This window comes from Kitasatospora sp. NPDC023118 (assembly GCF_055560875.1).
This window is the reverse complement of sequence record NZ_JBVHHW010000053.1, coordinates 1-20877: the sequence shown is the minus strand read 5'-3', so window position 1 is coordinate 20877 and position 20877 is coordinate 1. Positions and strand designations below refer to the sequence as shown.

Below are 20877 nucleotides of genomic sequence, written 5' to 3'. Positions count from 1 at the left end.
CGCCGGATCGCCTTGACGGCGATACGGCTACCCGTGACCCGCTACGCGGGAAGCCGCATTCCCCCTCGGCCTAAAGGCCGAGGCACCCTGCGGTATCTCCGGTGGACCCGCTCGGCTGGGACCCGCTGATCATGAAGTTCTGCGAGTTCTTCGGCGACGGCCGCCGCCTGTCCCCCTCCCGCCTCGCCGAGGGCTGGCGGATGCCCGGCCGTCTGCCGGCCGCCGTCTGACGGGCGGCGCAGTGGGGCCGGCGGGTTACGGGACCTTCTCGCCGCAGGAGTCGCACACCCGGGTCGCCGGCAGTTCGAGGAAGCAGGTCGGGCAGATCGCCGGCGGCCGCGGCAAGGTGGCGGCGGTGGCCTTGCGGGTCACCGCGGTCTTCAGCCGCGGGGCCAGGGCCGGGATGCCGCCGTCGGCGGGCAGGTCGGCGCCGAAGTGCCGGTAGCAGGCCAGGCGGGCGGCGGCCGCGTGGAGTTCGCGGTCCATCTCGTCGAGGATCGGCGGCTGCCCGGCCACCGCCAGCACGTCCTGGTAGCCGGTCCCGACCATGCCGTCGGCGGCGTGCACCACCAGCGCCGTCAGCGGCGGGTCCCCGCGGCGGTGCGCCTCGCGCACCACCAGGGCCAGCACCTTGCCGATCCAGTGCCGCTGGTTGACGCTGGTGCGCACCCCGGAGGCCTGCTGCACCGCCTCGGCCAGCTCGGCGTAGGTGATCACCGCGTGGTAGCGGCTCGCCACGTCCACCAGGGCCGGGTAGGCCGCTCTGGTCCACACGATGTGCGCCTGGCTGGCGGCGACGGCCGAGCCGTCCGACTCCCGCCAGTAGCCGCGCTGCCGCTCCGTCATCCGCCCGCCCTGTCCGCTCGACCCGTCCGGCCCCGCCGTGAGCGAGGCTACCCCGCTGCGGTGGCCGCCCGCCGCGCGGGGGCGTGCGCGGGGCCCGGGCTTGACTTCACGTGCTGTTGAAGTCGTCCAGTGGGTGCCGACCGCAGCCGTACGGGCACTTCGCGGTCGGTGCCCCGCCCGTACGGAAACGCGCCGGGGCCGGGTCCGCCTTTCCCGGTCGTGCCGCCGGCGGACCCGGCCCCGGTCACCCGTCCGCGACTGTGCGGGGGTCAGCCCGCCACCGGGGCCGCCGGTTTCGCGTCGGGCAGGTCAGCCGGCAGCCGGCCGATGACCTGCCGGACGCCGCCCTGCCCGTGGAAGGTGCCGTCGAGGGTGATCGGGCGGCCGTCGCGGTGGACGGGGATGCCACCGGCGATGAACGGCAGCGGGCGGTCCGGGGCGGTGGGCAGGGTGTGGAACGGGCCGTCGGGCTTGACCGGGTCGACCAGGTCGGCGGTGGGGGCGCCGAGAAGGGCGGTCGTCCAGGACGGTGACGCCGACCGCGACGTCGGCCGCCTCGGCAGCGGTGCGGGCGGCGTCGATGAGGGTCTCGGCGTCGGTGGTGGTGGGCGGGGTGACGGCGGTGGTGCTCATGGTGGCGCTGCTCCCGGATGACGGGGGCTCAGTGGTGGACGGGGACGGCGGCGGGGACGGCGGCCGCGGCGGCCGGGGCGGCCGGGGTGCGGCGTTCCAGCGCGGCGGACCAGAAGGCGAGGACCAGGGCGGCGGCGGCGAGCAGGGCGCCGACCCAGTTCGGGGCGGTGTAGCCGAGGCCGGCGGTGATGACGGTCCCGCCGAGCCAGGCCGCCAGGGCGTTGCCGAGGTTGAAGGCGCCGATGTTGACGGCCGAGGCCAGGGTGGGGGCGCCGTGGGCCTGGTCGAGGACGCGCTTTTGCAGCGGCGGGACGGTGGCGAAGCCGAGCGCGCCGACCAGCGTGATCGTGACGGCGGCGGCGATCTTGTCGTGCGCGGTCAGGGTGAACAGCCCGAGCACGACGGCGAGTCCGCCGAGGGTGGTGTAGAGCATCGGCATCAGCGTGCGGTCGGCGAACCTGCCGCCGAGCAGGTTGCCGAGGAACATCCCGACGCCGAACAGCACCAGCAGCCAGGTGACCGCGCCGTCGGAGTAGCCGGCGACGTGGGTCATCATCGGCGCGATGTAGGTGATCGCGGCGAACACTCCGCCGAAGCCGAGCACGGTCATCGCCATGGCGAGCAGGACCTGCGGGTTGCGGAAGGCGGTGAGTTCGCGGCGCAGGTGGGCGCCCTCGGCGCGCGGCATCGCGGGCACGAGCTTGGCGATGCCGAGCAGGCCGACCACGCCGAGGACGGCGACGGCGGCGAAGGTGGTGCGCCAGCCGACGGCCTGGCCGATGAAGGTGCCGAGCGGGACGCCGACGATGTTGGCGACGGTCAGTCCGGTGAACATGGTGGCGATGGCGCCGGCCTTCTTCTGCGGGGCGACCAGTTCGGCGGCGACGACGGAGCCGATGCCGAAGAACGCGCCGTGGGCGAGCGAGGCGACGATGCGTCCGGCGAGCATGAGGCCGAAGCTCGGCGCCGTCGCGGAGACCAGGTTGCCGACGGTGAACAGGCCCATCAGCAGCATCAGCATCGTCTTGCGGCTGATCCTGGTGCCGAGCACCGTCATCAGCGGGGCGCCGATGACGACGCCGATCGCGTAGCCGGTGACGAGCAGTCCGGCGGTGGGGATCGAGACGCCGTAGTCGCCGGCGATCTCGGGCAGCAGGCCCATGATCACGAACTCGGTGGTCCCGATCCCGAAGGCCCCGATGGCCAGGGCGAGGAGTGCGAGGGGCATTGGCGCGACCTCCATGCGATTGCTAGTGCGCCTTACACCTCCCGACAATAGTTGCACACGCGCCATAAGTGCAAGTGCGGGCAATCCGCCTTCGCGGAGGACCCTGGGGCGAGTCGGGGACGGGTCCCGGGCGCGCGAAAACGGGGCCGGGCCCCGACCGGCCGACCCCAACCCCTGCCGCTACTCCGAACGGGTGACTACCGACGCTCGGCGCGCCGGCGGGCGAAGCCCCTCGCGCCGCCACCCCGGGGCCGCGGACCGGGACCGCCGGGGCGGCAGATGCTTGCATAAGCCTTATGTATGCCCTAGCCGATATTTCGCCGCATGGCCTATCCTGGGGCGTGTAGCACCTGGAAAGGAGACCGGGCCCATGACCGCCACGGACCCCGCGCTGACCGCCCTCGCCAACGGATGGGCCGCCCTCTACCTCCTGTACGGCCGGATCGAGGCGCACATCGAGCGCGCCCTGCAGTCCGAGCACGACCTGAGCGTGCGGGAGTACTCGCTGCTCGACGTGCTCAGCCGCCAGCACGACGACGAGGGCGGGCACCTGCAGATGAAGCAGGTCGCCGACGCGGTCGTGCTCAGCCAGAGCGCCACCACCCGCCTGGTCACCCGGCTGGAGGACCGCGGCCTGCTCTCCCGCTACCTGTGCCCGACGGACCGGCGCGGCATCTACACCAACGTCACCGAGGACGGCCTGAAGCTCCTGGAGCGGGCCCGCCCGACCAACGACGCCGCCCTGCGCGAGGCGCTCGACGAGGCCGCCAGGAACCCCGAGCTGGCCCCACTGGTCAAGGCCGTCGAGGCGGTCGGCCCCCCGCCGGCGCTCCCGCGGCCCTGAGCCCCGCACGCCTCCCGTACGCCCCTCCCGCAGGCCTCCCGCAGCCCGGTGCCCCGGGTCCGGACCACCGTCCGGACCCGGGGCACCGGCGTACTCCCCCGCGCGGGGCGGTCAGGCCCGCGCGGCGAGGGTGTGGGCGACCAGGGCGTTGGCGTGGCCGTGGCCGAGGCCGTGCTCGGCCTTGAGCCAGGCCACGAGTTCCATGTGCCGGGTGAGCGGGGAGGCGCGGATGAGCTCCTTCCACTCCCCGACGGGGCGGCCGTACTTCTTCTCGATGGAGGGGAAGTAGGCGGCCGGGCCCTTCGCGGCGGTCTTCGCGGCGGTGGCCTTCACAGGTGCCGTGGTCATGTCCGGCGTCCTCCCAAGTGCGGGCAAAGCAGAATCGGTGCGGTCACGGGTTAGGACCGTGACCGCACCGACAACTCATCGCCCGGCGGAAGTGACCGTGATCACACCGTCGCGGTGCGCCTGCGCCCGCGGGCGGCGCGGCGCCCGGCCGGCGGGGTGGGGTCGGCGTTCCACGCGGCGACGGGGTTGCCGAGCCAGCGGGTGTCGCCGGGGACGCTCTCGCCGCGCATGACCAGCGAGGCGGGGCCGACGGTGGTGTTGTCGCCCAGCGCGGAGTTGAGCAGGACGATCGAGTGCGGCCCGGTGGTGGAGCCGGCGCCCAGGTGGACGGGGCCCAGGCGCATCACCCGGTCGTGGAACAGGTGGGTCTGCAGCACGGTGCCGCGGTTGACGCTGGCGCCCGCCTCGACGGTGACCAGGTCGCTCTCGGGCAGCCAGTGGGTCTCGCACCACACGCCGCGCCCGATCTTGGCGCCGAGGCTGCGCAGCCAGACGTTCAGGTACGGGGTGCCGGTGATGGCGCCGCCGCCGAAGGGCATGGCGAGCTCCTCGACGAAGGTGTCGTAGAGCTCGTTGCGCCACACGAAGGAGGACCACAGCGGGTGCTCGGCGACGCGGAAGCGCCCGACCAGCAGCCACTTGGCGGCGGTGGCGATCGCGCAGGCGGCGACGGCGGCGGCGATCAGCACCAGCCCGGCGGAGCCGAAGGCCACGCCCAGCCCGTAGTCGTCCCGTATCGACTGCAGGGCGGCGAACACCAGGTCGGCCAGCACGACCGCGACGATGACCGGGAGGAGCCGGCAGACCTCGACGCCGGCGCGCGCCCACATCAGGCGCTTGGGCGGGTTGTAGGTGCGCCCCTCGGAGCCGGTGTCGGCCACGCGCGGCAGTGCGAAGGCGGGCCGGCCCAGCCACGAGGAGCCCTCGGGGGCGTGGGCGGGGGTGTCGGAGAGCACGCCGACCAGGGAGTTGTCGGGCAGGGAGCGGTCGGGGCCGACGATGCCGGAGTTGCCGACGAAGGAGCGGCGCCCGACGTGCGAGCGGCCCAGGCGCAGCCAGCCGCCGCGCAGCTCGTAGGGGGCGAGGAGGGTGTCGTCGGCGAGGAAGGCGCCGTCGTCGACCCGCATCAGGCCGGGCAGCGAGAGCACCGTGGAGGCCTCGACCCGGCGGCCGATCCTCGCGCCGAGCAGGCGCAGCCACACCGGGGTGAAGAGGCTGGCGTAGAAGGGGAACAGGGTGCGCCGGGCGGTGTCGCTGAGGCCGGAGACGGCCCAGGCGCAGAAGGCGACGCGGCCGGTGGCCGGGTGGAAGCCCGGGCGCAGCGGCAGGGAGAGGAGGCGGATCAGTAGGGCTATCAGCGCGGCGTGGCACAGGACGGTCAGCACCGCGAGCGGGGCGGTCATCGGCAGCAGCCGGAGCATGGCCTGGACCAGGGTGCGGTCGTTGTCGACCATCGGGTAGATGATCAGCAGCGCGGGCAGCGCGGCGATGACCGGGAGGAGTCCGAAGAGGGCGAAGCCGGCGCCGTAGGCGAGGTTCCAGGTCCGGGAGGGGCGGGCCGGCGTCGTCGGCCACTGGGTGCGGGCCTCGGTGGAGGGGCGGGCCGGGGAGCCGTTCCAGTGCTCGCCGGGCGGGACGGTGCCGGTGACGCAGGAGCCGGGGGCGATCTCGGCGCCGTGGCCGATGCGGGCGCCGGGCATCAGGGTGGCGCGGTGGCCGATGCTGGAGTCCTCGCCGATGTCGAGGCGGCCGAGCTGGAGGGTGTCGCCGTCGAGCCACCAGCCGGCGATGTCGACCTCGGGTTCGATGCAGGCGCCGTGGCCGATCCGGGCCAGGCCGGTGACCGGGGGCGAGGTGTGCAGTTGGACGTCCTTGCCGACGCGGCAGCCGAGCATCCGGGCGTAGCGCGGGGCCCAGGGGGTGCCGCTGAGGCGGCCGGTGCCGAACATGGCGGTGAAGCGTTCGGCGGTCCACAGTCTCAGGTGGACGTGGCCGCCGCGGGGGTGGCTGCCGGGGCGGATGCCGGCGGTGATGAGGCGGGCGCCGGCGGCGGCGATCAGGGTGCGGCCGGGGGCGCTGTAGAAGAGGAGCAGGCCGGCGACGACGGGCCACCATGAGCTGTGCGGGGCCCAGGGGAGGTGGTTGCCGAGGAGGTTGTCGACGGCGATCAGGACGATGACCCAGCGCAGGCCGGCGATGGCGAACAGGCCGAGCAGGATGAGGGTCTGCCACAGGCCCGCGCTGCGCGGGGTGGGGCGTACCGGTCGCACGGGTGCGGTGGTCGCGGCGGCTTCCGGCCCGGCCGCGGCCGCCGGCTGGGCCGGGGCGAGGGAGTCGAGGTAGCCGGCGAGGTCGCCGAGTACCGGGTGGGCGTACAGGTCGGCGACGGAGACGCCGCTGTGGCGGGTGCGCAGTTCGGAGACCAGGCGGGCGGCGGTGAGGCTGGAGCCGCCGAGGGCGAAGAAGTCGTCGCCTCTGCCCGGGGCCGTGCCGAGCAGGCGTTCCCAGTGGCCGGCGAGCCAGCCGGCGGTGCCGTCGAGGGTCTCGGCGGCGGCCGCGGCGGTGCCGGTGGTGGCCAGTGGCCAGGGCAGGGCGTTGCGGTCGACCTTGCCGGAGGTGCGGGTGGGCAGGGAGTCGACGAGGGCGAGGACGGGGACCAGCGGGGCGGGCAGGCGCTCCAGCAGGTGCTGGCGGGCGGCGGCGAGGTCGGGGTCGGTGCCGGGCTGGGCGACGAGGTAGCCGACCAGCAGGTCGGCGCCGGCCGGGGTCTTGCGGATGGCGGCGGCCGCGGCGCGGATGCCGGGCAGGGCCTGGAGGGCGGCGTCGATCTCGCCGAGTTCGATGCGGCGGCCGCCGAGTTTGATCTGGTCGTCGGCGCGGCCGAGGAAGATCAGGCCTTCGGGGTCGTTGCGTACCAGGTCGCCGCTGCGGTAGACGCGGGGGGAGGCGATCGCGGGGTGGGGGCTGAACTTCTCGGCGTCCTTGGCGGGGTCGAGGTAGCGGGCGGTGCCGATGCCGCTGATCAGCAGTTCGCCGGTCTCGTGCCAGGGCACGGGGTTGCCGGCCTGGTCGACGACGGCGATCTCCCAGCCGTCCAGCGGGGCGCCGATGCGTACGGGCTGGCCGGGGAGCATCCGGGCGGCGGTGGCGACGACGGTGGTCTCGGTGGGGCCGTAGGTGTTCCAGAACTCGCGGCCGGGCACGGCCAGGCGCTCGACGAGTTCGGTGGGGCAGGCCTCGCCGCCGACGATGATCAGGCGGACCTGGTCGAGGCACTCCTGGGGCCACAGGGCGAGCAGGGTGGGGACGGTGGAGATGGCGGTGATGCGGCGGCTCACGAGCCAGGGGCCGAGGTCGGTGCCGGCCTTGACCAGGGAGCGGGGGGCCGGGACCAGGCAGGCGCCGTGGCGCCAGGCCAGCCACATCTCCTCGCAGGAGGCGTCGAAGGCCACGGAGAGGCCCGCGAGGACGCGGTCGCCGGGGCCGAGCGGCTGCTGCGGCAGGAAGATGCGGGCCTCGGCGTCGACGAAGGCGGCGGCGCTGCGGTGGGTGACGGCGACGCCCTTGGGGCGGCCGGTGGTGCCGGAGGTGAAGATGATCCAGGCGTCGTCGGCCGGCGAGGGCCAGGCGGGGCGGCCCGAGGGGCGGGCGGCGGGTCCGGCGAAGAGTCTGCGCTCGGCGCCGAGGATCGCGCAGACCTGGGCGTCGTACCAGATCATCTCGGCGCGCTCGTCGGGGTCGTCGGCGTCCACCGGCACGTAGGCGGCGCCGCAGCGCAGCACCGCGAGGATGGAGACGTAGAGGTCGGCGGTGCCGGAGGGGATGCGCACGCCCACCCGGTCGCCGCGGCCGATGCCGTGGCCGGCCAGCACGCCGGCGAGGGCGTCGACCTCCTGCATCAGGGTGCGGTAGTCGAGAACGGCGTCGCCGGTGTCGAGTGCGGGCGCGTGCGGGTGGGCGTCGGCGGTCGCGGCGATGACGTCGAGCAGGGTGCGCTGGTGCGCGGGCTGGGCCACCGGCCAGCTGGCCGCCTGCCCCGGGTGGGGGCGGTGCAGCGTGCCTGGGCCGGCCGTGTCGTGGCGTACGTCCATGGGGGTGGGTTCCTCGGCTCCGTTTTCCTTGGGGGCGCGTATGTGTCGCGCACTTGGTGCGATGTCAACGTCACATGGTGTCACCTGACGGGACGCGCCCACTCACCATGACTCCGCTGGGAGTCCGCCGGATGCAGCGAAGGTGCGGTCAAAGGAAAATCTCATGATCGATGCCATGTGTGGCGGCGGCGATGCGAATCGAATGTCTTTGTGGTGGTTTTCGAATATTTCGCCGGTGAAGCGTAGTCGGCGAAAACCGGAGGGGTGCGGCGGAGGGGGAAGGGTGATGAACGCCATGGCGTCCGGAACGGTACCGGTAGCGAGGGGATGGCTACCGAATCGGGAGGTGGTCGAATCATCGGCCCGTTCACCCCGTTCGCACGTTTGTGTGAGAGTCTGCCGCCGACGTTTTCCATGGGGACGTTTCCTGTGAATACGGTGTGGACCGCAGGACGCGGTTCCGGCCGGAACGGCGAGGATCCACTCGTCTGGTACACCGCCTACGGCTCCAACCTGCACGCCGCCCGCTTCGGCTGCTACCTGTACGGCGGACGGCCACAGGGCGCCGGTCGCGGCTGCCCGGGCTGCCGCGACCGGCGCGCGCCGCGCCGGGAGGCGGCGCTGACGCTGCCGGGCGGGCTGTACTTCGCCGGGCGGTCACTGACCTGGGGCGGCGCGATGGCCTTCTACGACCCGGCCCTTCCCGGCGGACTGCCCTGCCGCGCCCACCTGGTATCGGCCGGTCAGTTCAGCGACGTCGCCGCGCAGGAGATGTACCGCTCCCCCGGCGCCGACCTCGACCTCACCCGCGTCCTGGCCACCGGGCGCGACGACCTGGGCCCGGGCCGTTACGAGACCCTGCCGTGCCCGGGCGAGCTGGACGGGCACCCGCTGCTCACCTTCACCTCCCCCACCGGGCTGGCCGGCGCCGAACCCACCGCCCCCTCGGCCGCCCACCTGCGCACCCTGGGCGCGGGCCTGGCGCAGTCCCACGGCTGGAGCGCCCGGCGCGCGGCCCACTACCTCGCCACCCGACCGGGCGCGACCGGGCACTGGACACCCGAGGCGGTGGAGGCGCCGCTCGGGTGAACCGGGGGCGTTCAGACGTTCGCGGCGCGCCCCCGCGGCCGGGCACGCCGGCCGGGCGCGACCGCTCCCCCGTAGCGGTCGCGCCCGGCCGATCGCCGCACCAGGGAGATCAGCCGGGGAACGACTCCGGTCCGAAGCGCCCCCACACCACGAACGCGGCCAGCAGGAGGTAGGCCACGTCCACCGCGACGAGCTTGAACTCCTGGCGCCGCAGCCGCACCGCCGCCGCCCCGGCCATCAGCAGCACCAGCCCGAGCGCGGCCAGCGGCACGAACACCGGCGCGATGTCCAGCACCGCGGGCAGGATCAGCCCGACGGCGGCGAGCACCTCGACGGCGCCGATCGCCTTCACCCCGCCGGCGCTGAAGTCCTCGACCCAGCGCCCGCTGTACCCGGCGGCGGCGATCCTCTCCTTCGGCGTGACCATCTTGAAGGCGCCGCCGAGCAGGTAGGCGGCGGCCAGCAGCGCGGTGACGATCCACAGCGCGAGGTTCACGACGGTTCTCCTTGTCGGATGAAGGGCTGGTCAGAGGGTGTGGGGATCCCCGGCGCGGTAGCTTCCGGCGGGCTGGCGGGTCATCACGTTGCCGCGGTTGAAGGCGTTGATCACCGCGACCAGGCTCACCAGGGCGGCGAGCTGCTCCTCGTCGTAGTGCTTGGCGGCGTTGGCCCACACCTCGTCGCTCACCCCGCCCGCCGCGTCCGCGAGCCGGGTGCCTTCCTCGGCCAGCTCCAGGGCGGCCCGCTCGGCCTCGGTGAACACCGTGGCCTCGCGCCACACCGCCACCAGGTTCAGCCGGGTCGCCTCCTCGCCCGCGTGCACGGCGTCCTTGAAGTGCATGTCGACGCAGTAGCCGCAGCCGTTGATCTGGCTGGCGCGCAGCTTGACCAGCTCCTGGACGGTGACCGGCAGGGTGGACTCCACCAGGATCCGGTTGGCGGCGATGAGGTGCTTGAAGACCTTGCCCATGACGGGGCTGGCGAAGGGGTTCAGACGGGCTTCCACGGTGTGCTCCTCGGTACGTTGTCCGCTGGTGCCCTCTAGGACAGGGCAGCCGGGCAGGCTGTGACAGGTACGGATGTGACGCGCGCCACCCCCGGGCGGGGCGGCGTTGAACGGGAGGCGTTTCCATGGCGGGATCGGCGGATGCGGCGGGATCGGTGGACGCGGTGGACACGGTGGACGCGGTCGGGTACCGGCCGCTGCTGTTCTCCATCGCCTACGGCATGACGGGCTCGGTGGGCGACGCCGAGGACCTCGTCCAGGACACCTTCCTCAACCTGACCCGCGCCGAGCAGGCCGGCACCGCGATCACCAACCTGAAGGCGTACCTGACCACCTCGGTGACCAGGCTGGGCATCAACCACCTCGGCTCGGCCCGGGTGCGGCGCGAGACCTACGTCGGCGAGTGGCTGCCCGAGCCGGTCGTCGCCTTCGCCGACCGCCCCGGCGGCCCGGCCGAGCACGCCGAGCTGACCGATTCGCTGTCGATGGCCTTCCTGGTGATGCTGGAGGCCCTCTCCCCCGTCGAGCGCGCGGTGGTCGTGCTGCGCGAGGCCTTCGGGTACGGCTACCCGGAGGTCGCGGAGCTGACCGGCAAGTCCGAGGCGAACTGCCGTCAGATCTTCGCCCGGGCCAGGAAGCGCCTGGCGGTGAGCGCGGACGCCCCGCTGCCCCCGACCCGGCGCGCGGAGGGCGACGAACTCGCCCGCCGCTTCTTCGAGGTGGCCGCCGGCGGGGACCTGGAGGAGCTGCTCGGCATGCTCGCCCCCGACGTCGTCCTGCACGGCGACGGCGGCGGCAAGGCCCAGGCGATCGGCCGCTCGGTCGACAAGCCGCGCCAGGTCGCCCAGTTGCTCGTCAGCGGCATACGCCGGATCGCCGCCCTCGGCGCGAGCCTGGTGCCGGCCCAGGTCAACGGGCGCCCGGGCGTGGTGGCGTACGACGGCCAGGGGCGGGTGCTCAACGTGGTCGCGCTCGACATCGTCGACGGCGCGGTGCGGGAGATCCACGCGGTGGCCAACCCGGACAAGCTCGGGCACCTGGGCGAGGTGTCCGACCTCGGGCTGCGGAAGGTACGGGAACGGTAGGGGGCATCATCTGGACCAGCAGCGAGGAGAACCCGGCGGTGACGTGTGACGGCACCACCCTGACCGTCGTCCACACCGCCGGCGGCAGCAGGACCGCCCACGTCTGCACCCGCGTCTGACGCGCCGCACGCCCTGGGGCGCGGCGCTCAGACGGCGTCCCTGGGCGTGCGGTAGGCGGTGAGCCGCGCGGCGTCGGGCCCGACGCGCCGCCAGGGGCCCTGGAAGGCCAGCACCGCGATGGCGGCCGTCGGGAAGCGGCCCTGCATCCGGGCCAGCTGGTCGTCGTCCTCGGCCTCGCCGGCCAGGGTGTCGGCCGCCTCGTGGATGACCGGGTTGTGGCCGAGCACGAGCAGGGTGCCGACGTCGTCCGGGGTCTCGGTGAGCAGTGCGATGAGCTGCTCGCCGAGGCCGATGTCGTAGAGGCGCTCGTCGTAGACGGTCTCGGGCTCGGTAGGGAGTTCGGCGGCCATGAGCGCCCAGGTCTGACGGGTGCGCACGGCGGTGGAGACCAGCGCGAGGTCGGGGGTGAGGCCCTGGTCGGCGAGCCAACGACCGGCCGCCGGAGCGGCCTTGCGGCCCCGCTCGGCCAGGGGGCGGTCGTGGTCGTCCACGTCGGGCCAGTCGGACTTGGCGTGGCGCACCAGGACGATCCGGCGCTGCTTCTCCTCGGGCACGGGCTACTCCGTGTTCTCCGTACGGGCGTGGGGGCTCGGCTGTCGGATCCGCCGGATGGCGGACGGGTGGCGTGGAGGAGCGCACGGAGCTGCCGCGTTCGGACCTGCTCGCCTTCGCCGGAGACGATCCCGTCGATGCGGCGGTGGTGCTCCCGGTGGAGCGGGTACGGTCGCCTCACCCCGCACCCGCCGCACTCAAGTTACCCAGGTCGTACCGGAGTTCGCGCCGCACCTCACGGCTTTACGACCCCTGGAGTCGCACCGCCGTGCTGCGGATGGCGGGGAGCTTGGCGTAGAGGGCGCCGCCGGGGCATTCGGTGGCGAAGCCGTCGCGGTGGCCGGAGATGGCCTCGAAGTCGACGACTTTGCCCTTCGGGTAGAGGCTGGCGTCGGAGCCGGAGGTGAGCTGGGCCTTGCCGTCGGCCGCCCGGCCGGTGAGGCCGAGCTTCCACGCGGCGATCTTCGCGAGGCCGTCCTGCAACGCCTGCGGCGGCTCGTCCGAGCTGTAGGTGCCGATGGCGGCGACGCCGGAGGAGTCGGTGTTGAAGCCGAGGGTGTGGGCGCCGAAGACGGGCTGGTCGACGCCGCCCGCGCGGCCCTCGTAGACGGTGCCGCAGCGGTCGACCAGGAAGTTGTAGCCGATGTCCCGCCAGCCGTTGCCCTGCACGTGGTACTGGTAGATCGACCTGATCACCCGGGGGGCGTCGGAGCAGGCGTAGTCGGTGGCGGTCGCGGTGTGGTGGACGAAGACCACCTTGACCGGGCCGGTGTACACGAAGCCCTGTTCACGGATGGACTCGTCCGCACCCCATCCGGCCCGGGTGACGATGCCGGGGCGCGGGGCGGAGGCGGTGGCGGGTGCGGCCGGTCGCCCGGGCAGGGTCTGGGCGTCGGTGGAGGCGGCTCCCTGACCGGGGTCGACGAGTTCGACCCGCAGTCCGCGCGGAAGGCCGGCCGGACCGGGGCGCACGTCCACCGCGACGCCGTCGCTGCGGCCGGTCCACAGCGGGGCGGTGGCGCCGTGCGGCGCGGCCTCGGGGCCGTCCACGGCATCGGCCTCCAGGGTGTGCCAGTCGCCCCACCGGCCGGTGGCGGCGTCCCGGGTGCGGACCCGCACGGAGCCTTTGGCGAGCGCGCCGGGGGCGCCGTCCCAGACCACGCCGAGAAGCTCGAACGGACGGGTGGCCCGGGGCGCGACGGCACCGCCGGCGGTGAGGGCGACGGAGGTGACCAAGCCGCCCCCGGCGGAGGTGCGCGGTGCCGGGGCGGGGGCGGGGGCACCCGAGCTGTCGGCGGCGGCGGGGGGCTGGAAGAGCAGGGCGGCGATGCAGCCGGCGAGGACGGCTGCCGGGATTGAGATCCTCATGGAACGGATGGTCACCACAATTCACCGCCCCTGCATGTCGCCGAAAGTCGGCACACCGTCACGGAAGGCCGCCGGGGCACCAGGACGGGGAGCCGGGAATTCCTGGTCGGATCCGACCGGCCAGGCGGTTGGCACCGGCATCCGCACGCCCCTTCATGAGCTCCGCCATCCGGGGGATTCCGGTCGGCGGCGGTGTCCGGGAGGCCCGGTTCCGTCGCGGGCGTGACGGCGGGAAACGGCGGCGCGGACCGCACGGGCGACGTTCGCCCGTACTCCGTAATCCTTTGGGCCGGTGCGGTTAATTCACGGCGGCGTACCTCACGGTTCGGTGATAAAGGAGCGTATTCAGAAGATCCGTTTTGAGGATCAACCAGGAGCGTCATGCGAATTCGAATCACCACCCTGGTCCTGTCCGGGCTGACCTCGGCCGCCCTCGTCTGGGGCGCGGGCGGCACGGCCTTCGCCTCGCCCGTCACCGACCACAGCGCCGCCGGCGGCTCAACGCAGGCCCGGGGCGAATGGGTCGACGGCCTTCTGCGCCTGGCCGAGGGCGGCACCTCGGCGGACGGCGCCAGGACCTTCACCAGCAGCAGCGCTTTCCGGCCGACGCAGGCCGTCCGCCCGTCCCCCCGAACCGACGGTGACACCGAGCCCGAGGCGGCCCTGGCCGACGGCCAGGAGCCCGGCACCGCGCAGCCGGATGACGCGGCCCAGCCCGACGAGCAGGGCACCGAGGGCGAGCGGCTGGCGGGGCAGGCGCCGTCGACGCTTCCCATGGACATGGGAACGAACGGCAGCAAGAACTGCCTCCACGAGCCCGGACACGAGCACCGCGGCCACCTCGCCGACCACGGCCTCGGCGAGTTCTTCTGCCTGCCCGGCATCCCCGCCGAACACGGCATCCCCGGCATCCCCGCCGGGCACGGCATCCCCGGCATCCCTGCCGAACACGGCGAGCACTGCGAACACGGCGAGCACTGCAAGCACCACAACGAGCACTGCAAGCACGACGGGAAATGCGAGCACGACGAGCACTGCAAGCCATGTGAGCACGGCAAGCCCGACGAGCACGGCAAGCCCGAGCACGGCAAGCCCGACGAGCACGGCAAGCCCGAGCACGGCAAGCCCGACGAGCACGGCAAGCCCGAGCACGGCAAGCCCGGCGGCCAGGAGCAGCACCAGGGCCAGGACCAGAACTCCGCGCAGGACCAGGACGTCGATGTGACCGTCATCGTGCAGAACAGCGTCACCAACGACCTCAACAACAGCGCCAACAACACCGCCGCCAGCAGCGCCACCAGCAACTCGAACAACTCCGCGCAGAACAACGCCAAGAACACCTCCCTCAACCTGAACAAGATCAAGTTCGTCGCGGAGGAGGTCGAGGAACGGCCGGCGCACAAGCCGGCCCACCATGGCAAGCACGAGGTGAAGCCCGGCCACCACGGTGAGGGCGAGGAGCACCACGCCGGCCACCACCACGGCGAGCTGGCCCACACCGGCGCCCCGAAGACACCCGTCCTGCTCGGCCTCGCCGCCGCGTTCCTCGCGGCCGGCGCGGCGGCCACGCGGATCAGCCGCCGGCGCGCCTGACCGATCTCGGAACGCGGGAGAGCCGGAGCGCTCGACCGCACCCGTGACAGCGGCCCCCACCAGGCGATCGTCCTGGTGGGGGCCGCTGTCGTGGGGCGGGCTCAGACCAGCGCCGGGCCGCACATGTCCGCACGGTCGCGCGCTTCGTCGGCCCGGATCTCCCAGATGCCGTCCGCCACCTCGACGGACCTGGACCGGATCTCCTCGGACAGGTCCGCCGGCCACCAGGTCCCCTCCGACCATCGGGCCCCCGTCACCTCGGTGCCGGCCAGGTCGGCCGTGTGCAGGTCGGCACCGCTCAGATCCGCGCCCTGCAGATGGGCACCGGTCAGGTCGGCGCCTCCCAGGTACGCATTGCACAGGACGGCATGGGCGAGGTGGGCATCGGTCAGGTCCGCCTGGACCAGCACGGCGTCCGTCAGGTCGGCCCGCACCAGGTTGGCGCCGCGCAGCCGGGCACCGCGCAGGTCGGCACCGATCAGCTGCGCCCTGGACAGGTTGGCGTCCCGCAGCATGGCGCCGCGCAGACTGGCTCCCCGCAGATCCGCACCGTTGAGGTCGGCACCGAGAAGATCCGCACCGGCCATGGCGACGTTCGCCAGGTCCGCCCTGCGCAGGTCAGCGCCCGTCAGCTGCTCACCGTGCCAGACCCGCCGGTACGGCTGAAAGGCCAGCGCCGCCCGCAGCATCGCCAGGAAGCCGGGGCGCGGCCGCACCGGAGCGGGGGAACGGAACGGCGGTTCGGTCCTGGCGATGTAGCCGAGGACCTGACGGCCGAAGGAGTCAGCGGGCATCGACCGCTCCCTCCTCCCGGACCGCCTCCACACCGACCGCGCGACCGGACGGGGCGCCCGGCCTCGCCCGGTTCACCACCACGGCCTGAGGATCGTCCGCCGTCGTCCTGCGGGCGAGTTGCTCAAGGATCTTCGGCGCGGCGATGCCGACCGTCACGGCGCCGATCGCCCCGGCGATCTGCCCGCTGGCCGCGTACGCCGCCGCCAGCCCGCCGCCGACGCCGAGCCGGATCGCGACCGCCGCCAGGTACGGTGCCAGCGCGAGCCGGCCGCGCCGCTTCCACGGGAAACCGCGCGAGGCGTGGATCGCCGCGTACAGGTCCCAGGCCTCGATCAGCCCCGACCCGAGCAGCCCCCACAGGCCCGCATGCCAGGTCGACATCCTGCTCCCTTCGACCACGTGCGGACAGCGGGCCCGGCGTGGCACCCGGCCGCCCGCCACCGGGAAGTCTCCTCACGTGTCGGACTGGCCGTCAATTCACTTTCCGATCAGCCACGTTCGGGTGAGGGCCTCTATGTTTCTCCCCGCGAACAGGCCGTGCACCGACACCATTCCCCCATGACCGCTTCCCATCGCGGTCCCCGCGCGCGTTTCGCCCGCCGTGGTCGTCGAAGACGCCGCTGACGCTCAACTGCCGCACGGGGTACGGTCCCCGGCATGACTTCCCTTCCCGCGGACCACACCGATCCCGACGTCGCCCTCGTACTCGCCGCCTACGCGGCGTACGCCCGGGGTGACATCGACGCCGCCGTCGCCGACCTCCACCCCGAGGTGGACTGGGTCGAGCCCGAGGAGTTCCCCAACGGGGGCCCGCATCGGGGCGCGGACGCCGTCCACAAGTACCTGGGCGCCTCGTACGCGATGTGGCGCGAGTTGCACTCCGAGCCGGTCGCCCACCGGCGCGGCGAGAGCGTCGTCATCGTCCACCACGTGCACGGCGTCCTCACCGACGGCAGCCCGCTCGACATCACCGCCGCCGACGTGTTCACCGTCCGCGACGGGCGGATCGTCAGCATGCACGCCTACGCCGACCCGGCCGAGGTGCTGTAGCGCGGCACCCCGCCGACCGAGATCCCCCGTCTTCGGGTGATCTTGGTCGGGTGTCGGCGCGGCGCCCGGACGGGCGGTGCCGGCGGCGAGGACGCGTTCCGGGCCTGTACAAGATCCTGCAAGGCGACTACGTCCCCGCTGCCGTCGCGGTCGACGCCTGCCGCCGCGCCGTCCGGGAGTAGTCCGCCCCGAGCCGGGCGCGGCGCGGGAAGTCGGCCCGGCCCCGGCCGACTTCCCGCGGTGTGCTGTGGTCGAGGCAAGGGGCACCGGGCCTACACCCGCCCCGGCCGGGATACCGCAACGCGCACGAACCCTTTCGGGGGAACCGATCGCCGAACCACCCACCGCCTACGGCATCTGCGCTTTCCTGGCGCGCATGCCCATGCGCCCTCACGACGCGAGCGCGACCGCAGCCGCCGTCGCGTCCCTGCTCCTGCTCCCGCTCGCGCCCCCGGCCGCCGCCCGCACGGCGGCCGAGCCGACGACGTACACGCTGCGCAACACCAACACCGGGACCTGCCTGCACCACATCTTCGGCACCACGCAGGTGCGGCTCGAACCGTGCAAGGCGGTGCCCGAACAGCAGTGGGAGCTACGGCCGGAGGGAGCGTCGCTGAATGTCGCGGTGTTCGACCCGGAGAAGAACGCCCGGGGGTGTGTGGCGATCGGCGACAGCTGGAGCATCCACTACGGTCAGTGCCGCACCACCGAGGCCGCGTGGAGCATCGCCGACGGCGCTCACTCCCGGGTCCGGTCGGCGTCGGACCTCAACGACAACGACCTCTATCTCACGGAAACCCGGTCAGGACACCTCGGCGCCACGCCCGGCGGCACCACGCCCTCCGCCGACTGGATCGTCACCGAGGTGCCCTGACCGGTCTTCCCGGCGCCCGGCGGGTCCTCCGGGCGCGCAGGACGCCGCCGTCGATCATGGGCGGAAAGGCCGGAAGGCCGACGGCACCGCCTCGCCGGTCGTCACCGGCTGGTGAGACCGCCCTCGACTCCGCCCTCGTGCTCCGCCGCACCCACTGACCAGTCCCATCGACCGGTCCAACACCCACACCCGAAGGAAGAGCCGACATGACCCTCCCCCGGACCTCACCACAGGCGGCCCCGGCCGACCCCACCACCCCGAAGGCCCGCATCTACGCGATGCTGGACACGGACGGCGACGGAGTCGCCTCCCGGCACGACTACTTCGTCCGGATCGAACGGGCCCGGCAGGCGACCGGCCGCGGCCACGACGACCCCCTGGTCATCGCCGCGCTCGCCACGGGCGAACGCGCCTGGGCCGCGATGGACGCCAACGGCGACGGCGTGATGACCTACCAGGAGTACATCGCCTGGGTCGACGCCGAGAAGTTCGACACCATCTGCCGGCACGCCCTGGGCGCACTGTTCGACCTCGCCGACGCCGACCAGGACGGCGCCCTGGACCGGACGCAGTTCACCATGCTGCGCCAGGCCCTGGGCAACCGGGCCGACAACGCCGGCGCGGCGTTCGACGCGCTGGACGGCGACGGTGACGGGCGCGTCAGCCGCGGGGAGTACCTGGCCTCGATCCGCGCGTACGTCACGGGTGACGGCTCCGCCATGGGTGACGCCCTGTACTGACCGCCCCTTCCGCCCGGGGCCGGACCTGGCGGCAGGTCCGGCCCCGGGTTCTCAGGCGGCGCGCTGGCCGTGGAGGAGGACGGGCACCGTGCGGTTGGCCAACGACTCGGCGATGCGGGCGAGTTGGGCGGGGGACGTGACGTCGGGGAGTTCGCGCACGGGGACGAAGCGGGCGCCGAGCAGGCCGCTCCTGTGCTGGGGCGGGACGGTGAGGCAGGCGTCGTCGCGGACGGTGCCGCCGTCGAAGACCAGGCTGAGGCGTTCCAGGTAGCGGTCGGCGGGGGGTGAAGTCGACCACGGCGATGTGGGTCAGGCGCAGGTTCAGGCCGGTCTCGGCGCGGAGGGTGGCGGGCCGTGACGTGGAGCAGGTGCTCGCACGTCAGACGTCCCTTGACCCAGTCGACTTCCAGGGTGGGGAGTTGGACGCGGCCGAGGGCGAGGACGGCGGTCAGGTCGTCCAGCACGACGGCGGCCTGCCGGCGCTGCTCGGCGGTCGCGCGGGAGAGGGTCGAGCCCATCACTGCTCCCCCGGCCGCTTGTGCACCTCGAAGCCCTTCCACGCGCTCCAGGCGTCGGAGAAGAAGGTGAAAGAGGCCAACTCGCCGGTGGTGGCGCTGCGCAGCCACTGGCCCGTCATCTCGTTGCGCACCCGGTAGCACCGGGCCCCGGTGTCCCAGAGGACGCCGTAGCCGTGGAGACGGGGAGCCTGGTCTTGGGCCATGAGAATGGAACCCTCCGCGATCGATGTTTCACGTTCTGTGCACATGATGGCCCGGCGTCGCCTAGCGTTGGAAGCAGCAAAGCACTTGACCTCGGGGGCTAGGAAAGTTGGAGCGGTCATGGTGAACGTGAAGGAGATCGACCCCGAGTCGAGCCCCTGGGCCCCCTTCGCGATCCAACTCCGCAGGTCGCGCAGGGCGATTGGCCTCAAGCAGGACCAGCTCGCGCGCAAGTGCGGGGTCAGCCCGTCGTACATATCGTTCTGTGAACTTGCGCGTCGGCCGCCGAGTCGAAATTTTGCTACCACGGCCGACGACGCCCTGCAGACGGGCGGCACCCTGCTGCTGATGTACTTTCAGGCCAAGCACATGGCGCTGGCACCGGGCTTCCCCGAGTACGCGAACTACGAGAACGGCGCGGAACAGATCCGGCTCTTCGAGATCAACGTCGTTCCCGGGCTCCTACAAACCCGCAGCTACGCCACGGCGTTCGAAACGGGGAAGGTCAGGCAGGACACTGCCACACCCGAGGAAGCCGAGGAGCGCGTGGCGTTCCGGCTCACCCGACAGCAGTGCCTGGATCGCACACCGCCGCCGTTCCTTCACGCCGTGATGGACGAGAGCTGCCTGAGGCGAAGGGTCGGCGGCCGGGAGGTGATGATCGAGCAGATGACCCACCTCGAAGACATGGCCAGCCGACCGAACGTGGTCATCCAGATCGCGCCCTTCGCCCTGGGCGAGAACCAGCCGTTCCTGCGCATGGTGCACCTCCTTACCATGCCCGGACGCAAATTTCTCGCCTATAGCGAGAACGAGCAGCGTGGATACCTCGACAAGGCGAACGAATCCGTCTCGGCCCTGACCAGGAGCTACGATCGGCTTGCGGTCGAGGCCATGAACCGCACCGACTCGCTGGCCATGATCCGCTCGGCAAGGAGAGACTTCGAATGGATGTCGAACTGACTGGCGCCCGATGGCGGAAGAGCTCCCATAGCGGGGGCGGCGGCGCCTGCGTCGAAGTCGCTGACGGCTTCACCGGCGTCATGCCCGTTCGCGACTCCAAGGACCCCTGCGGTCCTGCCCTCGTCTTCTCCGCCGACGCCTGGCAGGCCTTCGTCACCGCCGTCCGCACCGGCGAATTCGACGCCTGCTGACGACCGCCCACGCGGTGGTGCCCGCGCCCGCCAGCGGGTCCAGCACCTCGAGCACGTCGGTGTGATCCATCACCGGAACCATGCGTGGCCCCGGACCACCACATCCACTCCCACAACTGGCGCCCGGCGCCGGCCGGTTGACGGCTCCCGCAGGCGGGCCGCCGGGACCTACGCCGCCGTGAGCAGCGGTGTGAGGTCGGCGGCCCACTGCGGGTACAGCGCGACCTTCTCCTCGTGCAGGGCGAGGATCTCGGCGGCCAGGGTGGGCGTCATGTCGTCGGACAGGTCCGGGCCGATGGCGATCCCGGACAGGTACGGCATGATCTGCGGGTCGCCGGCCAGGTGCACCGGGTCGTGCAGGTAGCGCCGCAGGGCGGCCAGGTCGGCGATGCCCACGCAGAAGGCGTGGGTGAAGCCGTCGTCCCGCCCCAGACTCTGACCGGCCGTCCCGAAGGAGACCGACTCCACCGCGGCCGTACGGCGCATCACCGCGAGCACGTGCTCGCGGTGGGCTCGGTGGCGTCCTGCCTGAACGCGAACCTCAGCATTTGACATCCTCCCCGCCCTAAAGGACGGGGATTCCTCCCGCGCCTGCGGCACGGACACCCGTGCGTGGCAAGTCGCCGAGGTGGGTTCCCCGTTCAACCGGCCGCGCCTGGCGCGGGATCGCCGCACCAGGTCTCACCGGCCCTCCAGGGGCGTTTAGCCTGTCCGCCTGCCCGGCGGCCAGGATGTTTCGAGC

22 protein-coding genes and 1 pseudogene are annotated in these 20877 nt (G+C 73.0%); 10 read left to right on the top strand and 13 right to left on the bottom strand.

Features of this window, described 5'->3' with window-relative positions; translation table 11 throughout:
• Positions 1-101 precede the first annotated feature (101 nt).
• Positions 102-230 (top strand): hypothetical protein, encoded by a 129-nt coding sequence (locus ACZ3UD_RS36135; protein ID WP_465597843.1) that lies wholly within the window; start codon positions 102-104, stop codon positions 228-230.
• Positions 231-255: 25 nt separating this feature from the next.
• Here the strand turns inward: ACZ3UD_RS36135 and ACZ3UD_RS36130 are convergent, their stop codons facing one another.
• The 3 genes and pseudogenes from ACZ3UD_RS36130 to ACZ3UD_RS36120 all read right to left on the bottom strand — a co-directional run bounded on the left by ACZ3UD_RS36130 (position 256) and on the right by ACZ3UD_RS36120 (position 2707).
• Positions 256-846, bottom strand: a complete 591-nt coding sequence (locus ACZ3UD_RS36130; protein WP_465597840.1) for a hypothetical protein — start codon at positions 844-846, stop codon at positions 256-258.
• A 269-nt stretch (positions 847-1115) separates the two neighbouring features.
• Positions 1116-1479: pseudogene (locus tag ACZ3UD_RS36125) on the bottom strand (hypothetical protein).
• Positions 1480-1507: 28 nt separating this feature from the next.
• On the bottom strand, positions 1508-2707 hold the full coding sequence (locus ACZ3UD_RS36120; RefSeq protein ID WP_465597837.1) for an MFS transporter: 1200 nt from the start codon (positions 2705-2707) through the stop codon (positions 1508-1510).
• A 370-nt stretch (positions 2708-3077) separates the two neighbouring features.
• On the opposite strand from ACZ3UD_RS36120, the gene ACZ3UD_RS36115 reads away from it, so the two are divergent.
• Positions 3078-3551, top strand: coding sequence for a MarR family winged helix-turn-helix transcriptional regulator (locus ACZ3UD_RS36115; RefSeq protein ID WP_465597834.1), 474 nt, complete (start codon positions 3078-3080; stop codon positions 3549-3551).
• Positions 3552-3662: 111 nt separating this feature from the next.
• Here the strand turns inward: ACZ3UD_RS36115 and ACZ3UD_RS36110 are convergent, their stop codons facing one another.
• Entirely contained in the window at positions 3663-3899 is a 237-nt protein-coding gene (locus ACZ3UD_RS36110; protein WP_465597831.1) for a DUF4287 domain-containing protein, read from the bottom strand.
• Positions 3900-4000: 101 nt separating this feature from the next.
• A complete protein-coding gene (locus ACZ3UD_RS36105) occupies positions 4001-7990 on the bottom strand; it encodes a Pls/PosA family non-ribosomal peptide synthetase (RefSeq protein WP_465597827.1) in 3990 nt (1329 codons plus the stop codon).
• Positions 7991-8428: 438 nt separating this feature from the next.
• On the opposite strand from ACZ3UD_RS36105, the gene ACZ3UD_RS36100 reads away from it, so the two are divergent.
• Positions 8429-9079, top strand: coding sequence for a histone deacetylase (locus tag ACZ3UD_RS36100; RefSeq protein ID WP_465597824.1), 651 nt, complete (start codon positions 8429-8431; stop codon positions 9077-9079).
• Positions 9080-9188: 109 nt separating this feature from the next.
• Here the strand turns inward: ACZ3UD_RS36100 and ACZ3UD_RS36095 are convergent, their stop codons facing one another.
• Positions 9189-9575, bottom strand: a complete 387-nt coding sequence (locus ACZ3UD_RS36095) for a DoxX family protein (protein WP_465597821.1) — start codon at positions 9573-9575, stop codon at positions 9189-9191.
• A gap of 30 nt (positions 9576-9605) precedes the next feature.
• Complete coding sequence (locus ACZ3UD_RS36090; RefSeq protein ID WP_465597818.1) at positions 9606-10085, bottom strand: carboxymuconolactone decarboxylase family protein; 480 nt, start codon at positions 10083-10085, stop codon at positions 9606-9608.
• Between the two features lie 125 nt (positions 10086-10210).
• Between ACZ3UD_RS36090 and sigJ the strand changes: the two genes are divergently transcribed.
• Positions 10211-11170 (top strand): RNA polymerase sigma factor SigJ, encoded by a 960-nt coding sequence (gene sigJ / locus ACZ3UD_RS36085; protein WP_465597815.1) that lies wholly within the window; start codon positions 10211-10213, stop codon positions 11168-11170.
• Positions 11171-11316: 146 nt separating this feature from the next.
• Here sigJ and ACZ3UD_RS36080 read toward each other — a convergent pair whose 3' ends face one another.
• Both ACZ3UD_RS36080 and ACZ3UD_RS36075 read right to left on the bottom strand, forming a co-directional pair.
• Positions 11317-11844 (bottom strand): SixA phosphatase family protein, encoded by a 528-nt coding sequence (locus ACZ3UD_RS36080; protein ID WP_465597812.1) that lies wholly within the window; start codon positions 11842-11844, stop codon positions 11317-11319.
• Between the two features lie 241 nt (positions 11845-12085).
• Positions 12086-13210 (bottom strand): peptidoglycan recognition protein family protein, encoded by a 1125-nt coding sequence (locus tag ACZ3UD_RS36075; RefSeq protein WP_465597810.1) that lies wholly within the window; start codon positions 13208-13210, stop codon positions 12086-12088.
• A gap of 381 nt (positions 13211-13591) precedes the next feature.
• Between ACZ3UD_RS36075 and ACZ3UD_RS36070 the strand changes: the two genes are divergently transcribed.
• Positions 13592-14803, top strand: coding sequence for a hypothetical protein (locus ACZ3UD_RS36070; RefSeq protein WP_465597807.1), 1212 nt, complete (start codon positions 13592-13594; stop codon positions 14801-14803).
• 101 nt (positions 14804-14904) lie between these two features.
• Here ACZ3UD_RS36070 and ACZ3UD_RS36065 read toward each other — a convergent pair whose 3' ends face one another.
• Positions 14905-15597 carry a pentapeptide repeat-containing protein gene (locus ACZ3UD_RS36065; RefSeq protein ID WP_465597804.1) on the bottom strand — a complete coding sequence of 231 codons (693 nt, stop codon included), beginning with the start codon at positions 15595-15597 and terminating at the stop codon, positions 14905-14907.
• Complete coding sequence (locus ACZ3UD_RS36060) at positions 15587-15979, bottom strand: hypothetical protein (RefSeq protein ID WP_465597801.1); 393 nt, start codon at positions 15977-15979, stop codon at positions 15587-15589. Before ACZ3UD_RS36060 ends, ACZ3UD_RS36065 begins: the two co-directional genes overlap by 11 nt.
• A 276-nt stretch (positions 15980-16255) precedes the next feature.
• Between ACZ3UD_RS36060 and ACZ3UD_RS36055 the strand changes: the two genes are divergently transcribed.
• From ACZ3UD_RS36055 to ACZ3UD_RS36045, 3 genes are all read left to right on the top strand, one after another.
• Positions 16256-16648: a nuclear transport factor 2 family protein gene (locus ACZ3UD_RS36055; protein WP_465597798.1), complete on the top strand. Its 393-nt coding sequence runs from the start codon at positions 16256-16258 to the stop codon at positions 16646-16648.
• 376 nt (positions 16649-17024) lie between these two features.
• Positions 17025-17522, top strand: coding sequence for a hypothetical protein (locus ACZ3UD_RS36050; RefSeq protein ID WP_465597795.1), 498 nt, complete (start codon positions 17025-17027; stop codon positions 17520-17522).
• A gap of 206 nt (positions 17523-17728) precedes the next feature.
• The gene (locus ACZ3UD_RS36045) at positions 17729-18262 is read left to right on the top strand and encodes an EF-hand domain-containing protein (RefSeq protein ID WP_465597792.1); all 534 of its coding nucleotides are present in this window, start codon (positions 17729-17731) and stop codon (positions 18260-18262) included.
• A gap of 517 nt (positions 18263-18779) precedes the next feature.
• Here the strand turns inward: ACZ3UD_RS36045 and ACZ3UD_RS36040 are convergent.
• Entirely contained in the window at positions 18780-18983 is a 204-nt protein-coding gene (locus ACZ3UD_RS36040; RefSeq protein WP_465597789.1) for a hypothetical protein, read from the bottom strand.
• Between the two features lie 118 nt (positions 18984-19101).
• On the opposite strand from ACZ3UD_RS36040, the gene ACZ3UD_RS36035 reads away from it, so the two are divergent.
• Positions 19102-19944: a helix-turn-helix domain-containing protein gene (locus ACZ3UD_RS36035; protein ID WP_465597786.1), complete on the top strand. Its 843-nt coding sequence runs from the start codon at positions 19102-19104 to the stop codon at positions 19942-19944.
• Entirely contained in the window at positions 19929-20135 is a 207-nt protein-coding gene (locus ACZ3UD_RS36030; protein WP_465597783.1) for a DUF397 domain-containing protein, read from the top strand. Before ACZ3UD_RS36035 ends, ACZ3UD_RS36030 begins: the two co-directional genes overlap by 16 nt.
• A 168-nt stretch (positions 20136-20303) precedes the next feature.
• On the opposite strand, the gene ACZ3UD_RS36025 is transcribed toward ACZ3UD_RS36030, so the two are convergent.
• A complete protein-coding gene (locus ACZ3UD_RS36025; protein ID WP_465597780.1) occupies positions 20304-20690 on the bottom strand; it encodes an antibiotic biosynthesis monooxygenase family protein in 387 nt (128 codons plus the stop codon).
• Between the last annotated feature and the right edge of the window lie 187 nt (positions 20691-20877).

Excerpts from the sequence above, each read along its gene's own strand:
- ACZ3UD_RS36130 (WP_465597840.1), bottom strand. The coding sequence starts at position 846 with ATGACGGAGCGGCAGCGCGGCTACTGGCGGGAGTCGGACGGCTCGGCC.
- ACZ3UD_RS36120 (WP_465597837.1), bottom strand. The coding sequence starts at position 2,707 with ATGCCCCTCGCACTCCTCGCCCTGGCCATCGGGGCCTTCGGGATCGGG.
- ACZ3UD_RS36115 (WP_465597834.1), top strand. The coding sequence starts at position 3,078 with ATGACCGCCACGGACCCCGCGCTGACCGCCCTCGCCAACGGATGGGCC.
- ACZ3UD_RS36110 (WP_465597831.1), bottom strand. The coding sequence starts at position 3,899 with ATGACCACGGCACCTGTGAAGGCCACCGCCGCGAAGACCGCCGCGAAG.
- ACZ3UD_RS36105 (WP_465597827.1), bottom strand. The coding sequence starts at position 7,990 with ATGGACGTACGCCACGACACGGCCGGCCCAGGCACGCTGCACCGCCCC.
- sigJ (WP_465597815.1), top strand. The coding sequence starts at position 10,211 with ATGGCGGGATCGGCGGATGCGGCGGGATCGGTGGACGCGGTGGACACG.
- ACZ3UD_RS36075 (WP_465597810.1), bottom strand. The coding sequence starts at position 13,210 with ATGAGGATCTCAATCCCGGCAGCCGTCCTCGCCGGCTGCATCGCCGCC.
- ACZ3UD_RS36070 (WP_465597807.1), top strand. The coding sequence starts at position 13,592 with ATGCGAATTCGAATCACCACCCTGGTCCTGTCCGGGCTGACCTCGGCC.
- ACZ3UD_RS36065 (WP_465597804.1), bottom strand. The coding sequence starts at position 15,597 with ATGCCCGCTGACTCCTTCGGCCGTCAGGTCCTCGGCTACATCGCCAGG.
- ACZ3UD_RS36060 (WP_465597801.1), bottom strand. The coding sequence starts at position 15,979 with ATGTCGACCTGGCATGCGGGCCTGTGGGGGCTGCTCGGGTCGGGGCTG.
- ACZ3UD_RS36055 (WP_465597798.1), top strand. The coding sequence starts at position 16,256 with ATGACTTCCCTTCCCGCGGACCACACCGATCCCGACGTCGCCCTCGTA.
- ACZ3UD_RS36050 (WP_465597795.1), top strand. The coding sequence starts at position 17,025 with ATGCCCATGCGCCCTCACGACGCGAGCGCGACCGCAGCCGCCGTCGCG.
- ACZ3UD_RS36045 (WP_465597792.1), top strand. The coding sequence starts at position 17,729 with ATGACCCTCCCCCGGACCTCACCACAGGCGGCCCCGGCCGACCCCACC.
- ACZ3UD_RS36040 (WP_465597789.1), bottom strand. The coding sequence starts at position 18,983 with ATGGCCCAAGACCAGGCTCCCCGTCTCCACGGCTACGGCGTCCTCTGG.
- ACZ3UD_RS36035 (WP_465597786.1), top strand. The coding sequence starts at position 19,102 with ATGGTGAACGTGAAGGAGATCGACCCCGAGTCGAGCCCCTGGGCCCCC.
- ACZ3UD_RS36030 (WP_465597783.1), top strand. The coding sequence starts at position 19,929 with ATGGATGTCGAACTGACTGGCGCCCGATGGCGGAAGAGCTCCCATAGC.
- ACZ3UD_RS36025 (WP_465597780.1), bottom strand. The coding sequence starts at position 20,690 with ATGTCAAATGCTGAGGTTCGCGTTCAGGCAGGACGCCACCGAGCCCAC.